Here is a 14843-nt window from a genome sequence, read left to right as displayed (position 1 = left end):
GCGGCCGCCTGGCGGGGACGAGCGCGGCCTGCGGCCGGCTCGCCCGCGTGCCGCCAGCGGCAGGCACCGCGCCCTTCGGCGAGTGGGCCGGCGTAGGAGGATCAGACGGCCTTCACCCCGCCCACGGCGAGGCGGCCGTGGAGCCGCCCCGTTCGGCGAGGGCGGGCCCGGCGGTTCGGCACGGCCGGGGTCACTTGGCGCTGCTCCACCCGCCGGTGGCGGAGTACGAGTCCACCAGGTCCACCACGAAGACCAGGGTCGAGCCCGCCGGGATCAACGGCGAGGGCGACTGGTTGCCGTAGCCGAGACGCGGGGGAACGACGATCTCGCGTCGACCGCCGACCCTCATCCCCTTCACCCCCCGGTCCCAGCCCTTGATGACCCTGCCACTGCCGAGGGCGAACTTGAACGGCTCGCCCCGGTCCCAGGAGGCGTCGAACTCCTTCCCGGACTCGAAGGTGACCCCGACATAGTGGACTTTGACCACCATCCCCGGCTTCACTTCGGCCCCGTCCCCGACGACCAGGTCCCGGATGGTCAGCTCGGTGGGAGCGTCACCCTTCGGAACGTCGACCTCGGGCCTCGTCAGTTCGCTCATCGCAGCCTCGTCACTCTCCGTCGCAATTCCCGGCACGGACCATCCGGGCACCCGGTTCGCGGGCAGCAGATGATCACAAATGGTCACGCTACCGAGAACGCCGGCGCTACGTGGACGGCGGCTTGACCGGCTCGATGATCGGCGCGCCGTCCACGTCGGTCATGAAGTCGCGGTGGACCGGCTTCCTGTCCGTGGGCCCGGGGAGGTCCGGGCACGCGATGCCGTCGCCGTCCCGGTCGAGTCCGTTGGGGTCGAGTGCGTCCGCCCGCAGCACCGCCTGCGCGTCCGCCTGGGCCTTGAACGCTCCGCAGTCGACCACGTGTCCCTGGTTCACGTACGGAGCGACGTCGAACCGGTGCTCCGGGGGTGCGGGGTCACCGGAGCAGGCGGTCAGCGCGATCGCCGTGATCACACCGGCCACCGCGAGGGAGGTGTTCCGAGCCCCGTCCATCAGGGCCCTGTCCGGCTGCCTCACCGAGGGCGACCGCTGCCCGGTGCTGAAGTCGACCGACGACGCCGACACGGCCACCGCTCACAGCCGCCTGGTGGTCAACGGCACCGTCTACGCGCCGACCGCTGCCGTCGACCTGTCGATGAGCCAGGTCAGCTCGCAGGTGGTCACCCGCGGCATCATCGCCCGGACCATCGCTCTCGGCATCGGCCCCACCAGCGGATACCTCCGTCCGGTGATCGGAATCCCACCGGAGCCGGTGCTGTTCACGACCTACCCGGCCGTGATCGCGAAACCGGCGTCGGCCACCGCGGTCACCCGGTTCACACCGCCCGCTCCCGGCGCGCCCGCCGACGTCACGGACGCCACCATCCCCGGCGGAGGCCAGGCCTCCCTCACGTTCGGGGGCTACGCCCAGCCGGCACCGGCAACGACCGCACCGCTCGACCACGTCGTGCTGCAGGTGGCGCACCACGAGGACGGCGACGTGGCGTCGGCGAGGATGTCGGTCGACTTCCCCGGCAGCACCTGCACCGGCGCCAACTCCCTCGGCCTGCCCGTCCGTCTCGGCTCCAGCGGCCCGGTCACCGACCAGGCCGACCTGGAACCGTGCGGCCTGACCCAGGCCTCCCAGCTGGCCGGGCTGACCGTGACGTACACCGTCACCGCCGGGAGCGGCGGCGCGACCGAACACCTCGGCGGCACCCGGATCGCCCTGCTGGCCGGCCCGCTCGTCCAGGCCGCCGTGTCCTTCGACGGCCACGCCGACACCGTCAAACAGTGGAAGGTCCTGCCTTGAGCGAGCACGCCACCCCGGAGGGCACCAAGTCCGGGCCGAGTCCCGCGATCATCGATCACCTGCTCGGTGAGCTGTGGAAACGCGGCGGCAGCGATCTGCTGCTCACCGCCGGATCGGCGCCCTTCCTCCGCGTGGACGGCGCCCTGCGACCGGTCGAAGGGAGCGCGCTGACCGAGCCGGAGGCCGACCGCCTGGTGACCGGCGTGCTGGGCAAGGACCTCACGGAACGGTTCCGCGCCGAGAAGCAGGTCGACTTCGCGTTCACCTGGGGGGAGAAGGCCCGCTTGCGCGGGAACGCCTTCGTGCAGCGCGGCGCGTCGGCGCTGGCGCTGCGGATCATCCCGTTCGACGTGCCGTCGGCCGAGCAGCTCGGGCTCCCCCCGGTCGTCATCGGGTGGGCGGGCATGCCACGCGGGTTCGTACTGGTCACGGGCCCGACCGGATCGGGGAAGTCGACCAGCCTGGCGGCGCTCCTCGACCACGTCAACACGCACCGGCCGGCGCACATCCTCACCATCGAGGACCCGATCGAGTACCTGCACCAGCACAAACGCTCGGCGGTCAGCCAGCGCGAGGTCGGCACCGACACCGACTCCTTCCCCGCCGCACTGCGCTCGGCCCTGCGTGAGGATCCCGACGTCCTGCTCCTCGGCGAGATGCGCGACCCGGAGAGCATCTCCGCGGCCCTGACGATCGCCGAGACCGGGCACCTGGTCTTCGCCACCCTCCACACCAACGACACGTCGCAGACCCTGGACCGCATCGTCGACGTGTTCCCGGCCGAGCAACAGCCACAGATCCGGCTGCAACTGGCGCACACCCTGGTCGGCATTCTCAACCAGACGCTCATCCCCCGGACCGGCGGCGGCCGGGTCGCCGCCTTCGAAGTACTGGTGGGCACGGCGGCGATCCGCAACCTGATCCGCGAGGGCAAGACCCGCCAGCTCCGCAACATGATCTCGACCGGCCACCGGGACGGCATGCACACGCTGGAGGCCGGCATCAACGCCCTCCTCGCGGCAGGCGCCATCACCTACGAGGAGGCCGTGCGGCACACGGCCCACCCGGAGGACATCCAGCGGCCCGGCATCCCGGCCGCCCGCGCCTGACCGTCCGTCGCACACTCGCTGACCTCGGCCGTTGTCGCACGAGCCACCGCGGACACCCCTCGGAAAGGACCATCTAGGATGTCGGGCGGCGTTGATGTCACATGCCGTCGACGTCATGCGCGGCCGTGCCTCACGTGCAGTCTCGTGCGCACGGGCCGTCCGACCGGATGCGTCCGGGCAGCTGTTCCTACGGGGGAGAACTTCGGTGTTCGGAATCATCAGACCATGCCGTCATCGCCTGGGCGAGGGCTTGCGCACCGAGTGGATGGCGCATCTGTGCGGTCTGTGCCTCGCTCTGCGCAGCGAGTACGGGCAGTTCGCGAGGGTGGCCACCAACTACGACGGCCTGATCGTCTCGGTGTTGACCGAAGCGCAGTCGGAGCGCACCGGGGACTGGCGGCGGGGTGCCGGACCGTGCCCGCTGCGCGGTATGCGCTCGGCGGACGTGGCGCAGGGTGAGGGTGCGCGGCTGGCGGCGACCGTGTCGCTGGTGCTCGCCGCGGCGAAGATGCGTGACCATGCGGCCGATGGCGACGGCCTGGTGGGGCGCCGCCCGGTGGCGGTGGCGGCCCGCAGGATCGCCCGCAACTGGGACCGTGCGGGCGTCGCAGGCGGCGAACGACTCGGCTTCGACACCGCGCTGCTGCTGGCGGCGGTCGAGCGCCAGCCGGACATCGAGCGGTCGACCGGCCCCGGTGGCTCGCTGCTGACGGTCACGGAGCCCTCGGAGACGGCGACCGCGGCCGCCTTCTCGTACACGGCAGTGCTCACGGACCGCCCGGACAACGCCGAACCGCTGGCGGAAGCCGGCCGTCTGTTCGGCCGGCTGGCACATCTGCTGGACGCGGTGGAGGACCTGGACGCGGACCAGGCGTCCGGCGCGTGGAATCCGATCGCCGTGACGGGCGCGGACCGCGCCGAGGTGCGCCGGCTCTGCGACGACGCCGTCCACGGCATCCGACTCGCCCTGTCCGACGCCGTGTTCGTCGACGGCCGGCTGGTGCAGGCGCTGCTGGGCGGCGAGTTGGAGCGTGCCGTCGATCGGGTCTTCGACCCGCGTCACCGGCACCATCAGCACCGCCGCCAGGTGCCCGGCCTGCGCATTGTGCCCTGGCTGGGACGCCGGACGGAGACGGAAACGCCCTCCGGGACCGGGACGGGCGCGGCCTGTGGCGCAGGCCAGCTCGCGGGCGCCGCCCCTGAGGGCGGGATGATGTCGGCGGGCCGGTCGCCGGACGGGGAGTGCCCGCGGTGTCGCGAGTGGCGCCGGTTGTGCGGCACCTGCAGGCTGTGCACCAGATGCTGCCGCTGCAACGACGACTCCGGCCAGGACGACGGAGAGTCCTGGCAGTTCGGCGACGGCAACCGGGGCGGCGGCTCGAACCGGGACGGTTCCGGCGGTGACGGCTGGTTCGGCGGCCAGGGCGGCGGCCCCTCGGGCGGCTCCTCCGGCGGTTCGGGTGGCGGCCATGGGTCCGGAGGCTCCGGTGGTTCCGGAGGCGGCTCGGGTGACGGCTGCGGCGGCGGCGGTGGCTGCTGCAATCCGTGCAAGTGCTGCTGCGACTGCTGCGACTGAACGACGGACGAGCCTGGTTCCCCCGGCGGGGAACCAGGTTCCGGCCCGCACCGCAAGGCGGGTCCTGGCCGTTCCGGGTCGGTGAAATGACTTGAGCTCGGGCGGCGGCACCAGCAGGATCGGAGAAGACCGATGAGTTCTTCCCGGCGCCGCAGTCTGTCAGTGTGACCGCCACGCGCGGAAGACCTCACATGACGGAAGGCACCATGTCCGCACCACACGAAACCCCCACCCTCCCGGCCGCCCGCGTCACCGCCGTGCTGCGGATCCTCGTGCTGTCCACGTTCGTCGTCCTCCTCAACGAGACGATCATGGTCAATGCGATTCCGCGGCTCATGCGCGAATTCGAGGTCACCGCAGCCGCCGCAGGGTGGCTGTCCACGGCATTCATGCTCACCATGGCGGTCGTCATCCCGGTGACGGGGTGGTTCCTGCAGCGGGTCACGACCCGAACCGCCTTCGGCCTCGCCATGGCACTGTTCCTCGCCGGCACGGCCCTGGCCGCGGCCGCGCCCGCCTTCCCCGTACTGCTGGGCGCCCGCGTCATCCAGGCCGGCGGCACCGCCGTCATGATGCCGCTGCTCATGACGACGCTGATGACCCTCGTGCCCCCGCACGACCGCGGCCGCGTCATGGGCAACATCACCCTCGTCATCTCCGTCGCACCCGCCCTCGGCCCCGCGGTCTCCGGCGTGCTGCTGCAGCTGGGGTCGTGGCGCCTGCTGTTCCTGGCCGTGCTTCCCATCGCCGGAGCCATGGCCGTGTTCGGCCGGCGCAACCTGATCAACATCGGCGAGCCGCAGGCCGCCCCGATCGACTGGATGTCCGTCCCCCTGGCCGCGGCGGGCTTCGGCGCCCTGGTCTACGGCCTGAGCGGGCTCGGTGCCGAGAACGCCGCCCAGGCCGCCGTGCCCCCGGAGGCCACCACGGTGGCCGGCGCCGTGCTCGTAGGACTCTTCGTATGGCGACAGCTGGCCCTGCAGCGCTCCTCCACCCCGCTGCTGGACCTGCGTGCCCTGACCTTCCGGCACTTCTCCGTGGCGCTGGGCCTGATGTGCCTGTCGTTCATGGCCCTCATGGGTGCGTTCATCCTGCTGCCGATCTACCTGCAGGAGGTGTGCGGCCTGACCTCACTGCAGACCGGGCTGCTCCTCATCCCCGGAGGCCTGACCATGGGCCTGCTCGGACCGCAGGTCGGCAAGCTCTACGACCGACTCGGCGCACCACGCCTGGTCGTACCGGGAGCCGCACTCACGGCGCTGTGCCTCGGGCTGTTCGCCCTCACCGGGGAACAGACCTCGCCGTGGCTGGTGCTCGCCCTGCACGTCGCCCTGAGCGCGGGCATGGCGTTCGTCTTCACCCCCGTCTTCACCTCCGGTCTGTCCGTACTGCCGCCGCACCTCTACCCCCACGGCTCCGCCATCCTGGGCTCGCTCCAGCAGGTCGCGGCCGCCGCCGGCACGGCCCTGGTCATCAGCGTCATGTCGGGACACGCCGCCACGGCGGCAGCCGAGGGCGCGGACGCCACCGGCGCCCTCGCCACGGGCATCCGGTGGGGATTCGGCATCGGCGCCGGGCTCGGCGTCCTGGCCGTACTGGTCGCACTGCTGATCCGCACCCCGCCGGCTCCGCCACAGCCCGATGCGGCGCAGCCCCAGGACGAGGACGGCACCACGACGCACGAAACCGCCCACACTCCCACCTGACGCGCCTACGGGACCGGAGGGGCGGCGTCTCTGGAAGCGTGTCCACACGAGTCCGGGGCACTGAGCAGGGCGCTCCGCCGCCTCCACCAGGCGATACGTGTGCATGCTGGACAGGAAGGTGCGTTCGCAGTTCCGCGTGCACGCGGTTGCGCGACGGAGGGTGCGCACGATCAGCCCGGGGAGCGGCGATCTCGGGGGCCGTGAGCCGACGTGCTCGTCCGGGCCGGACGGCCAGCCCCGGGCGATCGCAAGGGCGACGCCCGTGCGGTTTGCGCCTCACGATCGAACGCGGCTCGCACCGAGGGCGAGGCACGATTCCCGGCCCGTTCGAGGGCATGGCCGCGGACGGGCGAAGAACAGGTCAGCCCGCCCGGAGACCGACCGCCAGCGTCAGTTCGAGGACCCGGTGCGGTGATCCGAGGTCCGGAAACAGCTCCCGCAGCTGCGACATCCGGTACCGGACGGTCTGCGGGTGGACGAACAGCGCCGCCGCCACCTCGTCCCGCCTGCCCTGGTGCAGCAGCCACGCCCGCAAGGTCTCCTCCAGCCGCCGCGCGCTCGCGGCCTGCAAGGTCCGGAGCGGTGCGAGGGCTCGGGCGCGCAGGTCGGCGAACGCGTCCGCGTCGGCGCTGAGCACCAGCTCGGGCAGGTGGTCCTCGGTGTCGCGGATGTCGCAGGAGAGGGAGCGCGCGCGTACGGCGCGTGCGTACGAGGCGGACGCACGCGTCCACGGCCGGGCCGGGCCGACCACGGCGGTGCGCTCGGGCAGCCGCCTCAGGAGATGTGCCCGGTCGGCGTCGGGGACGAGCAGCACGCCGGAGGCGTCCGGCAGGTCGTCGAGGACGAGGGTGCCCGGGTCGAGCGTGCGGTAGGCCGGCCGGGCCTGGGCCGCGGGCAGCAGGACCGCGGTCAGGGAGACCGGCGGCTGCCACCCGGCCCGCCCGGCAGCGGCAACGAGCACGTCCGGGCTCGCGCCGGAGACGAGGTCGCGGGCCAGCTGTTCCAGGTGGCGCTCGTGGGCCCGGCCCCGCGCGGCCAGTTCGTCGGCGTGGCCCGCGGCGCTCGCGGCGGACAGCTCGTCGATGTAGGCGAAGGTCAGCTCGGCGAACTTGGCGACCTGGGCGGCGGGCAGACCTGCGGGTACGGCACCTGCGGCCAGGCCTCGCCAGGCCACGCGGGCGCCGACCCGGTAGGCGCTGAGCAGGGCGTCCATCGAACGGCCGTCGCGGACCTCGCCGCGGCCCAGCTCGTAGGCCGCCTCGCCGGCGTCGCCGCCCGTGGTCTTCCCGCTCGCGAGGTCGAGGTAGAGGCCCAGGGCGGTGCGGACGGCCCGGCGGATGGTGGCGCCCATGCGGCCCGACAGGGCGTTGGCGTAGGGCGGGACCTCGTCGATGATCGCCTGGACGACTTCGTCGGCGGTGGTCCGCAACGCGGCCCGAAGCGCGGTGACCGTCGTCTCATCCAGGACCAGTTCGCTGGCCCTCCGGACTGCATGACTCACGTTTTTGTTCCCTGCGCACAATTCAGCCGATCAGATTCACGTCCTGCGGACAGGACTTTACCCCCTGAAGCGCATCAAGCTGGGGTCATGACGAGTACGGCCCTCCGCAGTAGGGCGTGGAAACTGCTGGAGATGGTCACGACGCCGCTGCTGCCGTCGGACTACCTCGACCTGGTCAGCCCGCTGCGTGCGGGTGGCGACCTGCGGGGGCGCATCGAGGCCGTGCACCCCGAGACGGGTGACGCCGCGACCATCGTGATCAGGCCCGGACGGGGCTGGCGCGGCCACACGGCCGGTCAGTACGTGCGGATCGGGGTCGACGTCGACGGGGTGCGCCTGTGGCGTGCCTACTCGGTCACCTCGCCGACCGACCGCAGGGACGGCCGGATCACGATCACCGTGAAGGCCATCCCGGACGGCAAGGTCAGCAACCACCTGGTCCGCAAGGCGCAACCGGGCACGCTGATCCAGCTCGACCAGGCGACCGGTGACTTCGTTCTGCCGGAGGCCAGGCCGGCCAAGGTGCTCTACCTGACGGCCGGCAGCGGCATCACGCCGGTCATGGGCATGCTGCGCGACACCGAGTTCGACGACGTCGTCATGGTCCACTCCGCACCGCGGCCGCACGACGTGATCTTCCGCGACGAGCTGCATGCCCTGGTCGCGGACAAGAAGCTGCGTCTGACCGAGCTGCACACCGACACGGACGGCATGCTCGACATCGCCCGTCTGGGCGAGCTCGTCCCCGACTGGGCCGAGCGCGAGACCTGGGCGTGCGGACCCGCCGGCCTGCTCGACGCCGCCGAGGACCACTGGGCCGAGCACGGCGTCCCGGAGCGCCTGCACACCGAACGCTTCCGCCCCGCCGTCGTCGTCACCGGCGACGGTGGCGAGGTCACGTTCGCCGCCACCGGCAAGACCGTCGACGCGGACGGCGCCACGCCGCTGCTGGACGTCGGCGAGGAGGCCGGCGTGCTCATGCCGTCCGGGTGCCGCATGGGCATCTGCTTCGGCTGCGTCACACCGCTCAAGGCGGGCGCCGTCCGCGACCTGCGCACCGGCGCGATCACCGAAGCCGGGCCGAACGTCCTCATCCAGACCTGCGTGTCCGCCGCGGCGGGCCCCTGCGACATCGAACGGTAGGAGCACCTTGACCGCCATCGACCCCACCGCCCACCTGACCGCGGAGCAGATCGAGGAGCTCGGCCGCGAGCTGGACGCGATCCGCGACGAGGTGATCGCCGGCCGCGGGGAGAAGGACGCCGCCTACATCCGCAAGGTCATCTCGGCACAGCGCAAGCTTGAGCTGGTCAGCCGGGGCGTGCTGCTGTTCTCGTTCTTCCCGCCCGCGTGGATCATCGGCACCGCCGGCCTGTCCGTGGCGAAGATCATGGACAACATGGAGATCGGCCACAACATCCTGCACGGCCAGTGGGACTGGATGCGCGACCCGAAGATCCACTCCACCACCTGGGAATGGGATCACGTCTCACCGGCCGATCAGTGGAAGCACTCGCACAACGAGCTGCACCACACGTACACCAACGTGATCGGCAAGGACAACGACCTCGGCTACGGCATCATGCGCGTCGACGAGGACCAGAAGTGGCACCCGTTCCACCTCGCGCAGCCGCTGTGGAACTTCATCAACGCCTGCTTCTTCGAGTACGGCATCGCCGCCTACGACCTGGAACTCGGCAAGAACCTGCACAAGCGCCGCCGCAAGAACCCGGAGTTCCGCGCGCGGGCCAGGGCCGTGGGCCGCAAGATCCGCAGGCAGGTACTCAAGGACTACGTGATCCACCCGCTCCTTTCGGGCCCGTCGTTCCTCACCACGCTCGCCGCGACGTTCACCGCGAACCTGGTCCGCAACCTCTGGTCCCACTCGGTGATCATGTGCGGGCACTTCCCCGAGGGCGTGCAGGTGTTCGAGCGCCGGTCGATCAAGGGCGAGACGCGCGGCCAGTGGTACCTGCGCCAGATGATGGGTTCGGCGAACATCAGCGGCAGCAAGGTCATGCACTTCATGACCGGTAACCTGTCGCACCAGATCGAGCACCACCTGTTCCCGGACCTGCCGAGCAACCGGTACGCGGAGGTCGCGGTGAAGGTGCGCGCCCTGTTCGAGAAGTACGAGCTGGAGTACGTCACCGGCCCGCTGCCCAAGCAGGTCTTCTCCGCGTGGCACAAGGTCTTCCGGCTCTCGCTGCCGAACAGGAAGCCCAAGGCCACGACGCCGGACCGCGAACAGGAGCTCGTCGCCGCCTGACTCCCGGTACTGGAGTGGGCGGTGCCCGCCTCCGCCGGCAGCTTGGAGGTCGGCGGAGCGGCGCTGTCCCGCGCCCGGCTCGTTGCGGTCGCGTCACGTCCGGCCCGCGAACGTGGTCCTGTGTGGTCTGCCGGATCGGCAGACCACACAGTGAACGGTCTGGTTCGGCGCGTCAGCAGTCGCCGTACCCTCCGCCCCAGTCGTCGTCGTTGTCGTACCAACCGCCGTGTCCGTACCCGTCGTCGTCGTCCCAACCACCGCCGTGGACCACGGAAGTGGCGGAGGTGACGGCATGCGTGGGCGCGGCCGCAGAAGCAGTGCCTGCGGCGCCGAGCGCGGCGCCACCGGCCATCAGGACACCGATGGCGGATACGGCGAAGAGCCGCTTCACTCTGATTGCCTGCATGATGTCGAACCTTCCTCGCATCTGTGACATTTTTCGGGGCGCGAGTTCGTTCTGCCTCCCCTCGCAACTTGGTCACGGAGGATGCGCTGGTGCCCTGTAAATGTGATGCGCGCGTAGCCGCCGTCAACGTCGCCTCGTCGGGCCACGGACTTTCTGGCAGGCTCAATCCTCGGCGCGTCACTGGACGCCAGAGTGCGCATTCCGTGGTCGCGGCCGTCTTCTTGCCATGGTAGCCCTCGTGGCGCCACTCGTCATGTGGCGTTGCGAACCCGGATGCGCGTTTCGAATTGATGGGCTGTGCAGTGGGCGCTACTCGGCATACGTTCTCTCGACGGAGACCGAGGTCAACGCTTCTGGCTCCGCTCATCGGTCAGCCGGGAGACAGTGCTGCAGAACGGGTCCAGCTCCCTACGTTCAACAATGGCTGTTCCATTGCCACTTGGTAAAGGCACCCTACGAGCCCTAAGGCGGAGGGCGGGGCACTGGTGTACATCATCAGCTCTCGACGAGCGCTGGATCGAGCCCGTGTTCCGGACGGATGGGGGATGAATGCGGGAGGAGCCCACAGTGTCGCCGGAAAGGTGGTCCGAGTGTTGGGACCCACTGTCCAGGCGTGCCCGGGATGGCGTGATTTCCTATGCCGAGAATGGGCGATGTCCATAGTGTCTGTGAGTGAGCGGGCCTTGCCCGAACGGTAGATGCCGGAATTCCCCGCGCCTCCCTCCGTGGTCTTTCAACTGCTGCGCAGCGAGCTGCTCCTGGACGGCAACGCCGCCCAGAACTTGGCCCCGTCTTGCACCACTTGGACGGACGACGAGGTCCGCCGCCTGATGGACCGGATCCGGTCGCGATGATCACGGACTTCGCGCGGTGGACGGTGCCCTCGGAGTCGGTGACTTCTTTGATCGGGCCGGTGAGGTTCACGGAGACGATGTCGTCGTCGATCATCTCGGCGCCGAACTTCCCGGCCTGTGTTCGCATGTTGAGCATGAGGTCCGGGCCGTCGATCCGGTCGGGGAAGCCGGGGAAGTTCTCCACCTCGGTGGTCGTGGTCAGGGAGCCGCCAATGAAGAGGGAGCTAGCTGCCGAACAGCAGGGGCTTCAGCTGCGCGCACGGGCGGTGTAGAAGGCGGCCGTGTATCCGGCGGGGCCGCAGCGTATGACGATGACGTCGCGAACGTCGCCCGTCGTTGGGGTCGTCTCGGTCACGTCAGGTGCTTCAGGCCTTCGACTTGGCGTCGATCTCGGCGATCAGGCCCTCGATGAGGCCCTTGATCTCGTCGCGGATGGGGCGGACGGCCTCGACGCCCTGTCCGGCCGGGTCTTCGAGCTGCCAGTCGAGGTAGGTCTTGCCGGGGAAGCACGGGCAGGCGTCGCCGCAGCCCATCGTGATGATGTAGTCCGAGGCCTGGGCGGCCTCGGGGGTGAGGACCTTCGGCTTCTGGTCGGAGATGTCGATGCCCAGCTCGGCCATGGCGGCGACTGCGGAGGGGTTGATCTGCTCGCCGGGCATGGAGCCGGCGGAGCGGACCTCGACCCGGTCGCCGGCGAGGTGGCGCAGGAACCCGGCCGCCATCTGGGAGCGGCCCGCGTTGTGGATGCAGACGAACAGGACGGAGGCGGCAGGAGCGGAGGACATCTGTTCTTCCTAGGGGGTTGAGGCGACTGCGGTGGGGATTCGTGGGGCTGTGGGGGCTTCAGGGGGCGAGCTGAGTGAGGAGCTCGCTGATATGGGCGTCGATGGTGTCGCGGATGCCGCGCACGACGGCGATCGGCGCCCCGGTGACCCGCTCGCCTGCCCGGTGGGCGGGGAGGGCGGCGGCCATCTGGGAGCGGCCGGCGTTCTGGCTGCACACGAACAGCACCCGAGCCGGTCCGCTCGTCAGCCCCTGGGTGTGGGCGAGGGCGTCGAGACGATCGGCGGTCAGCCGTTCCGCCAGCGCGACCAGGTGCGTACGGACCCGTGCCTGCTCGGCGAGACGCGTGTAGGAGTCGGCGAGCAGGCCCAGCACGGTTTCCGGCGCGAAGTGGCCGGCGTAGCGGGTGGCGAGACGGGCTGCCCCGGCGGCCAGACGTTCGTCCGGCAGGAGGGGCGAGGAAGGCGAGGGCATGGCGATCCCGTTCAAAGGAGCCAATAGGATCAGCTCGGGCTGGTGTCAGCCCCAACTGATGTGACAGTATCAGTCCATGATGACGTCAGTCGACACTGATCTGATCCGGGTTCTGGCCGACCCGCTCAGGCTCCAGATCGTGACCCTGCTCGCCCGTGAGACCCTCTGCACCACCCACCTCGTGGAGGAGACGGGCGCCAAACAGACGAACCTCTCCAACCACATGAAGGTGCTCCGCGAGGCCGGGGTCGTCGAGACGGAGCCATGCGGGAGGTACATCTACTACCGCCTGCGCCCGGAAGTCATCGAAACCCTCGCCGGTCAGTTCGCCGACCTCGCCCAGACCGCGCGAGCCACCGTCGAAGCGAACCTCAAGCGGTCCTGCCCGTAGCCTTCGCAGCTTGCTGCTCTGCCTCACCTGTCCGAGGGGAACCTGCCTTGACCGCCACCGAGCCCGCCGCGAGCGAGGCCATAGCCCGCGCCGACACGTCCCCGCAGCCCGCGCCCGGCGCGACTCCGCCCCGTACCCCGCTGATCGCCCGCGCGGCCGCCGAGCTGGTCGGGACCGCAGCCCTGGTCGCGATCGTGGTCGGCTCCGGCATCCAGGCCACCGAGCTCACCGACGATGTCGCCCTCCAGCTGCTGGCGAACTCCACCGCCACCGTCTTCGGCCTCGGCGTACTGATCGCCCTCCTCGGCCCGGTCTCCGGCGCCCACTTCAACCCGGCCGTCACCCTGGCCGAGTGGTGGACGGCCCGCCGCGGCGGCGCCGGCGTCAACGCCCGCGAGCTCGCCGTCTACGTCCCCTCGCAGATCGTCGGCGCGATCGCGGGCGCGATCCTGGCGGACGCGATGTTCGGCGAGCCGCTGGTGAAGTGGTCGCAGCACGACCGATCGGCCGGCAACCTCCTCCTCGGCGAGGTCGTCGCCACGGCCGGTCTGATCCTGCTGATCTTCGGCCTGGCTCGCACCGACCGCCTGCGCTTCGCGCCCGTCGCGGTCGCCTCGTACATCGGCGCCGCGTACTGGTTCACCTCCTCCACCTCCTTCGCCAACCCGGCGGTCACGATCGGCCGCGCCTTCACCGACACCTTCGCCGGCATCGCCCCGTCCTCTGTGCCCGGCTTCGTCGCCATGCAGCTGATCGGGGCCGTGGTGGGCCTGGCGCTGGTGGCGGTCATCTTCATGCGCGGCAAGACCGGCTCCGGGACGCCCGCAGCATGACGCAGCGCACCGACGTGGTGGTGATCGGCGGCGGCCAGTCCGGACTCGCCGCCGGCTACCACCTGCGCCGCCTGGGGATCGAGCACGTCATCCTCGACGCCCAGACGGCGCCCGGCGGAGCCTGGCAGCACACCTGGGACTCCCTGCACCTGTTCTCCCCGGCCGAGTATTCGTCCCTGCCCGGCCGTCTGATGCCGGTCCAGCGTGGCCAGACCTGCCCCGACGCGCAGCACGTCGTCGACTACCTCGCGGACTACGAGAAGCGGTACGAGTTGCCCGTGCAGCGCGGGGTGTGGGTGGAAGCGGTCCACCGCGACGGCGCGTTCCTGCGCGTCGCGACGGACGGGGGCGACTGGCAGGCCCGCGCGGTCGTCAGCGCCACCGGCAGCTGGACCCGCCCCTTCCTCCCGGCTGTCCCCGGACGGCGCGAGTACACCGGCCGCCAGCTCCACACCGTCCAGTACCAGAACCCCGCCGAGTTCAGCGGACAGCGGGTAGCCGTGGTGGGTGGTGGCAATTCCGGCGCCCAGATCGCCGCCGACCTCGCCCACGCCGGAATCGACCTGACCTGGGTCACCCAGCGCCCGCCCCGCTACCTCGCCGACGACATCGACGGCCGAGCCCTCTTCGACCACGCCACCGCACGCCGCCGCGCCCTGGACGAAGGCCACACCGACACCGGCGGCGTCGCCTCCCTCGGTGACATCGTCGCCGTGCCGCCCGTACGCGCCGCTCGTGACGCCGGATTCCTGACCGCGAAGCCGATGTTCCGTCGGCTCACCGCCGCTGGCGTGGAGTGGGCCGATGGCACTGTCGCGGAAGTCGACGCAGTCATCTGGTGCACCGGCTTCCGGCCCGCCCTTGCCCCCTTCGCCGCCCTCCGTCTACGTGGCACCCGAGGACACATCACCACCGTCGGCACCCGCGCCGTGGACGAACCGCGCCTCCACCTGCTCGGCTACGGCGACTGGACCGGCCCCGCCTCCGCCACCCTCATCGGCGTCGGTCGCCCCGCCCGCGACGCCGCACGGCAGATCCGCGACCTGCTCACCTGACTCTCACCCCCGACTCAGCGGGGGTGAGAGGTGCCGAG

General features: G+C 70.9%; 15 protein-coding genes and 1 pseudogene. 9 read left to right on the top strand and 7 right to left on the bottom strand.

Features of this window, described 5'->3' with window-relative positions; all coding sequences use genetic code 11:
- Positions 1 to 190: 190 nt before the first annotated feature.
- Both DEJ51_RS03610 and DEJ51_RS03605 read right to left on the bottom strand, forming a co-directional pair.
- Positions 191 to 598 carry an FKBP-type peptidyl-prolyl cis-trans isomerase gene (locus DEJ51_RS03610; protein WP_150256196.1) on the bottom strand — a complete coding sequence of 136 codons (408 nt, stop codon included), beginning with the start codon at positions 596 to 598 and terminating at the stop codon, positions 191 to 193.
- Between the two features lie 106 nt (positions 599 to 704).
- Positions 705 to 1049 (bottom strand): excalibur calcium-binding domain-containing protein, encoded by a 345-nt coding sequence (locus tag DEJ51_RS03605; RefSeq protein ID WP_150256195.1) that lies wholly within the window; start codon positions 1047 to 1049, stop codon positions 705 to 707.
- Between DEJ51_RS03605 and DEJ51_RS03600 the strand changes: the two genes are divergently transcribed.
- The 4 genes from DEJ51_RS03600 (at position 1030) to DEJ51_RS03585 (ending at position 6239) form a co-directional block, all read left to right on the top strand.
- The gene (locus DEJ51_RS03600) at positions 1030 to 1848 is read left to right on the top strand and encodes a hypothetical protein (RefSeq protein ID WP_223835645.1); all 819 of its coding nucleotides are present in this window, start codon (positions 1030 to 1032) and stop codon (positions 1846 to 1848) included. The genes DEJ51_RS03605 and DEJ51_RS03600 overlap by 20 nt on opposite strands.
- Complete coding sequence (locus DEJ51_RS03595; protein WP_150256192.1) at positions 1845 to 2957, top strand: type IV pilus twitching motility protein PilT; 1113 nt, start codon at positions 1845 to 1847, stop codon at positions 2955 to 2957. Before DEJ51_RS03600 ends, DEJ51_RS03595 begins: the two co-directional genes overlap by 4 nt.
- A 205-nt stretch (positions 2958 to 3162) precedes the next feature.
- Entirely contained in the window at positions 3163 to 4533 is a 1371-nt protein-coding gene (locus DEJ51_RS03590; RefSeq protein ID WP_150256191.1) for a DUF5685 family protein, read from the top strand.
- A 206-nt stretch (positions 4534 to 4739) separates the two neighbouring features.
- On the top strand, positions 4740 to 6239 hold the full coding sequence (locus tag DEJ51_RS03585; protein ID WP_150256189.1) for a DHA2 family efflux MFS transporter permease subunit: 1500 nt from the start codon (positions 4740 to 4742) through the stop codon (positions 6237 to 6239).
- 361 nt (positions 6240 to 6600) lie between these two features.
- On the opposite strand, the gene DEJ51_RS03580 is transcribed toward DEJ51_RS03585, so the two are convergent.
- Positions 6601 to 7740, bottom strand: coding sequence for a PucR family transcriptional regulator (locus DEJ51_RS03580; protein ID WP_150256187.1), 1140 nt, complete (start codon positions 7738 to 7740; stop codon positions 6601 to 6603).
- Positions 7741 to 7827: 87 nt separating this feature from the next.
- On the opposite strand from DEJ51_RS03580, the gene DEJ51_RS03575 reads away from it, so the two are divergent.
- Both DEJ51_RS03575 and DEJ51_RS03570 read left to right on the top strand, forming a co-directional pair.
- On the top strand, positions 7828 to 8883 hold the full coding sequence (locus DEJ51_RS03575; RefSeq protein WP_150256185.1) for a ferredoxin reductase: 1056 nt from the start codon (positions 7828 to 7830) through the stop codon (positions 8881 to 8883).
- A 7-nt stretch (positions 8884 to 8890) separates the two neighbouring features.
- On the top strand, positions 8891 to 10009 hold the full coding sequence (locus DEJ51_RS03570; protein WP_150256183.1) for a fatty acid desaturase family protein: 1119 nt from the start codon (positions 8891 to 8893) through the stop codon (positions 10007 to 10009).
- 172 nt (positions 10010 to 10181) lie between these two features.
- Here the strand turns inward: DEJ51_RS03570 and DEJ51_RS03565 are convergent, their stop codons facing one another.
- From DEJ51_RS03565 to DEJ51_RS35465, 4 genes and pseudogenes are all read right to left on the bottom strand, one after another.
- Positions 10182 to 10415: a hypothetical protein gene (locus DEJ51_RS03565; protein WP_150256181.1), complete on the bottom strand. Its 234-nt coding sequence runs from the start codon at positions 10413 to 10415 to the stop codon at positions 10182 to 10184.
- 837 nt (positions 10416 to 11252) lie between these two features.
- Positions 11253 to 11624 (bottom strand): annotated as a pseudogene (locus DEJ51_RS34915) (NAD(P)/FAD-dependent oxidoreductase); the annotation flags it as partial.
- Positions 11625 to 11634: 10 nt separating this feature from the next.
- Positions 11635 to 12054 carry an arsenate reductase ArsC gene (locus tag DEJ51_RS03550; protein WP_150256179.1) on the bottom strand — a complete coding sequence of 140 codons (420 nt, stop codon included), beginning with the start codon at positions 12052 to 12054 and terminating at the stop codon, positions 11635 to 11637.
- A gap of 58 nt (positions 12055 to 12112) precedes the next feature.
- A complete protein-coding gene (locus DEJ51_RS35465; protein WP_150256177.1) occupies positions 12113 to 12526 on the bottom strand; it encodes a three-helix bundle dimerization domain-containing protein in 414 nt (137 codons plus the stop codon).
- 76 nt (positions 12527 to 12602) lie between these two features.
- Here DEJ51_RS35465 and DEJ51_RS03540 point away from each other — a divergent pair, with 76 nt between their 5' ends.
- From DEJ51_RS03540 to DEJ51_RS03530, 3 genes are read left to right on the top strand one after another with little or no spacing between them, the layout of a single operon-like run.
- Complete coding sequence (locus DEJ51_RS03540; RefSeq protein ID WP_150256175.1) at positions 12603 to 12917, top strand: ArsR/SmtB family transcription factor; 315 nt, start codon at positions 12603 to 12605, stop codon at positions 12915 to 12917.
- Positions 12918 to 12964: 47 nt separating this feature from the next.
- Complete coding sequence (locus DEJ51_RS03535) at positions 12965 to 13750, top strand: aquaporin (RefSeq protein WP_150256174.1); 786 nt, start codon at positions 12965 to 12967, stop codon at positions 13748 to 13750.
- Complete coding sequence (locus DEJ51_RS03530) at positions 13747 to 14805, top strand: ArsO family NAD(P)H-dependent flavin-containing monooxygenase (protein WP_150256172.1); 1059 nt, start codon at positions 13747 to 13749, stop codon at positions 14803 to 14805. The genes DEJ51_RS03535 and DEJ51_RS03530 overlap by 4 nt, the downstream gene beginning before the upstream one ends.
- Positions 14806 to 14843 lie beyond the last annotated feature (38 nt).

The organism is Streptomyces venezuelae, from assembly GCF_008642275.1.
Lineage (GTDB): Bacteria > Actinomycetota > Actinomycetes > Streptomycetales > Streptomycetaceae > Streptomyces > Streptomyces venezuelae_E.
The sequence above is the reverse complement of the archived record's forward strand: the minus strand, read 5'-3'. Positions and strand labels throughout refer to the sequence as shown.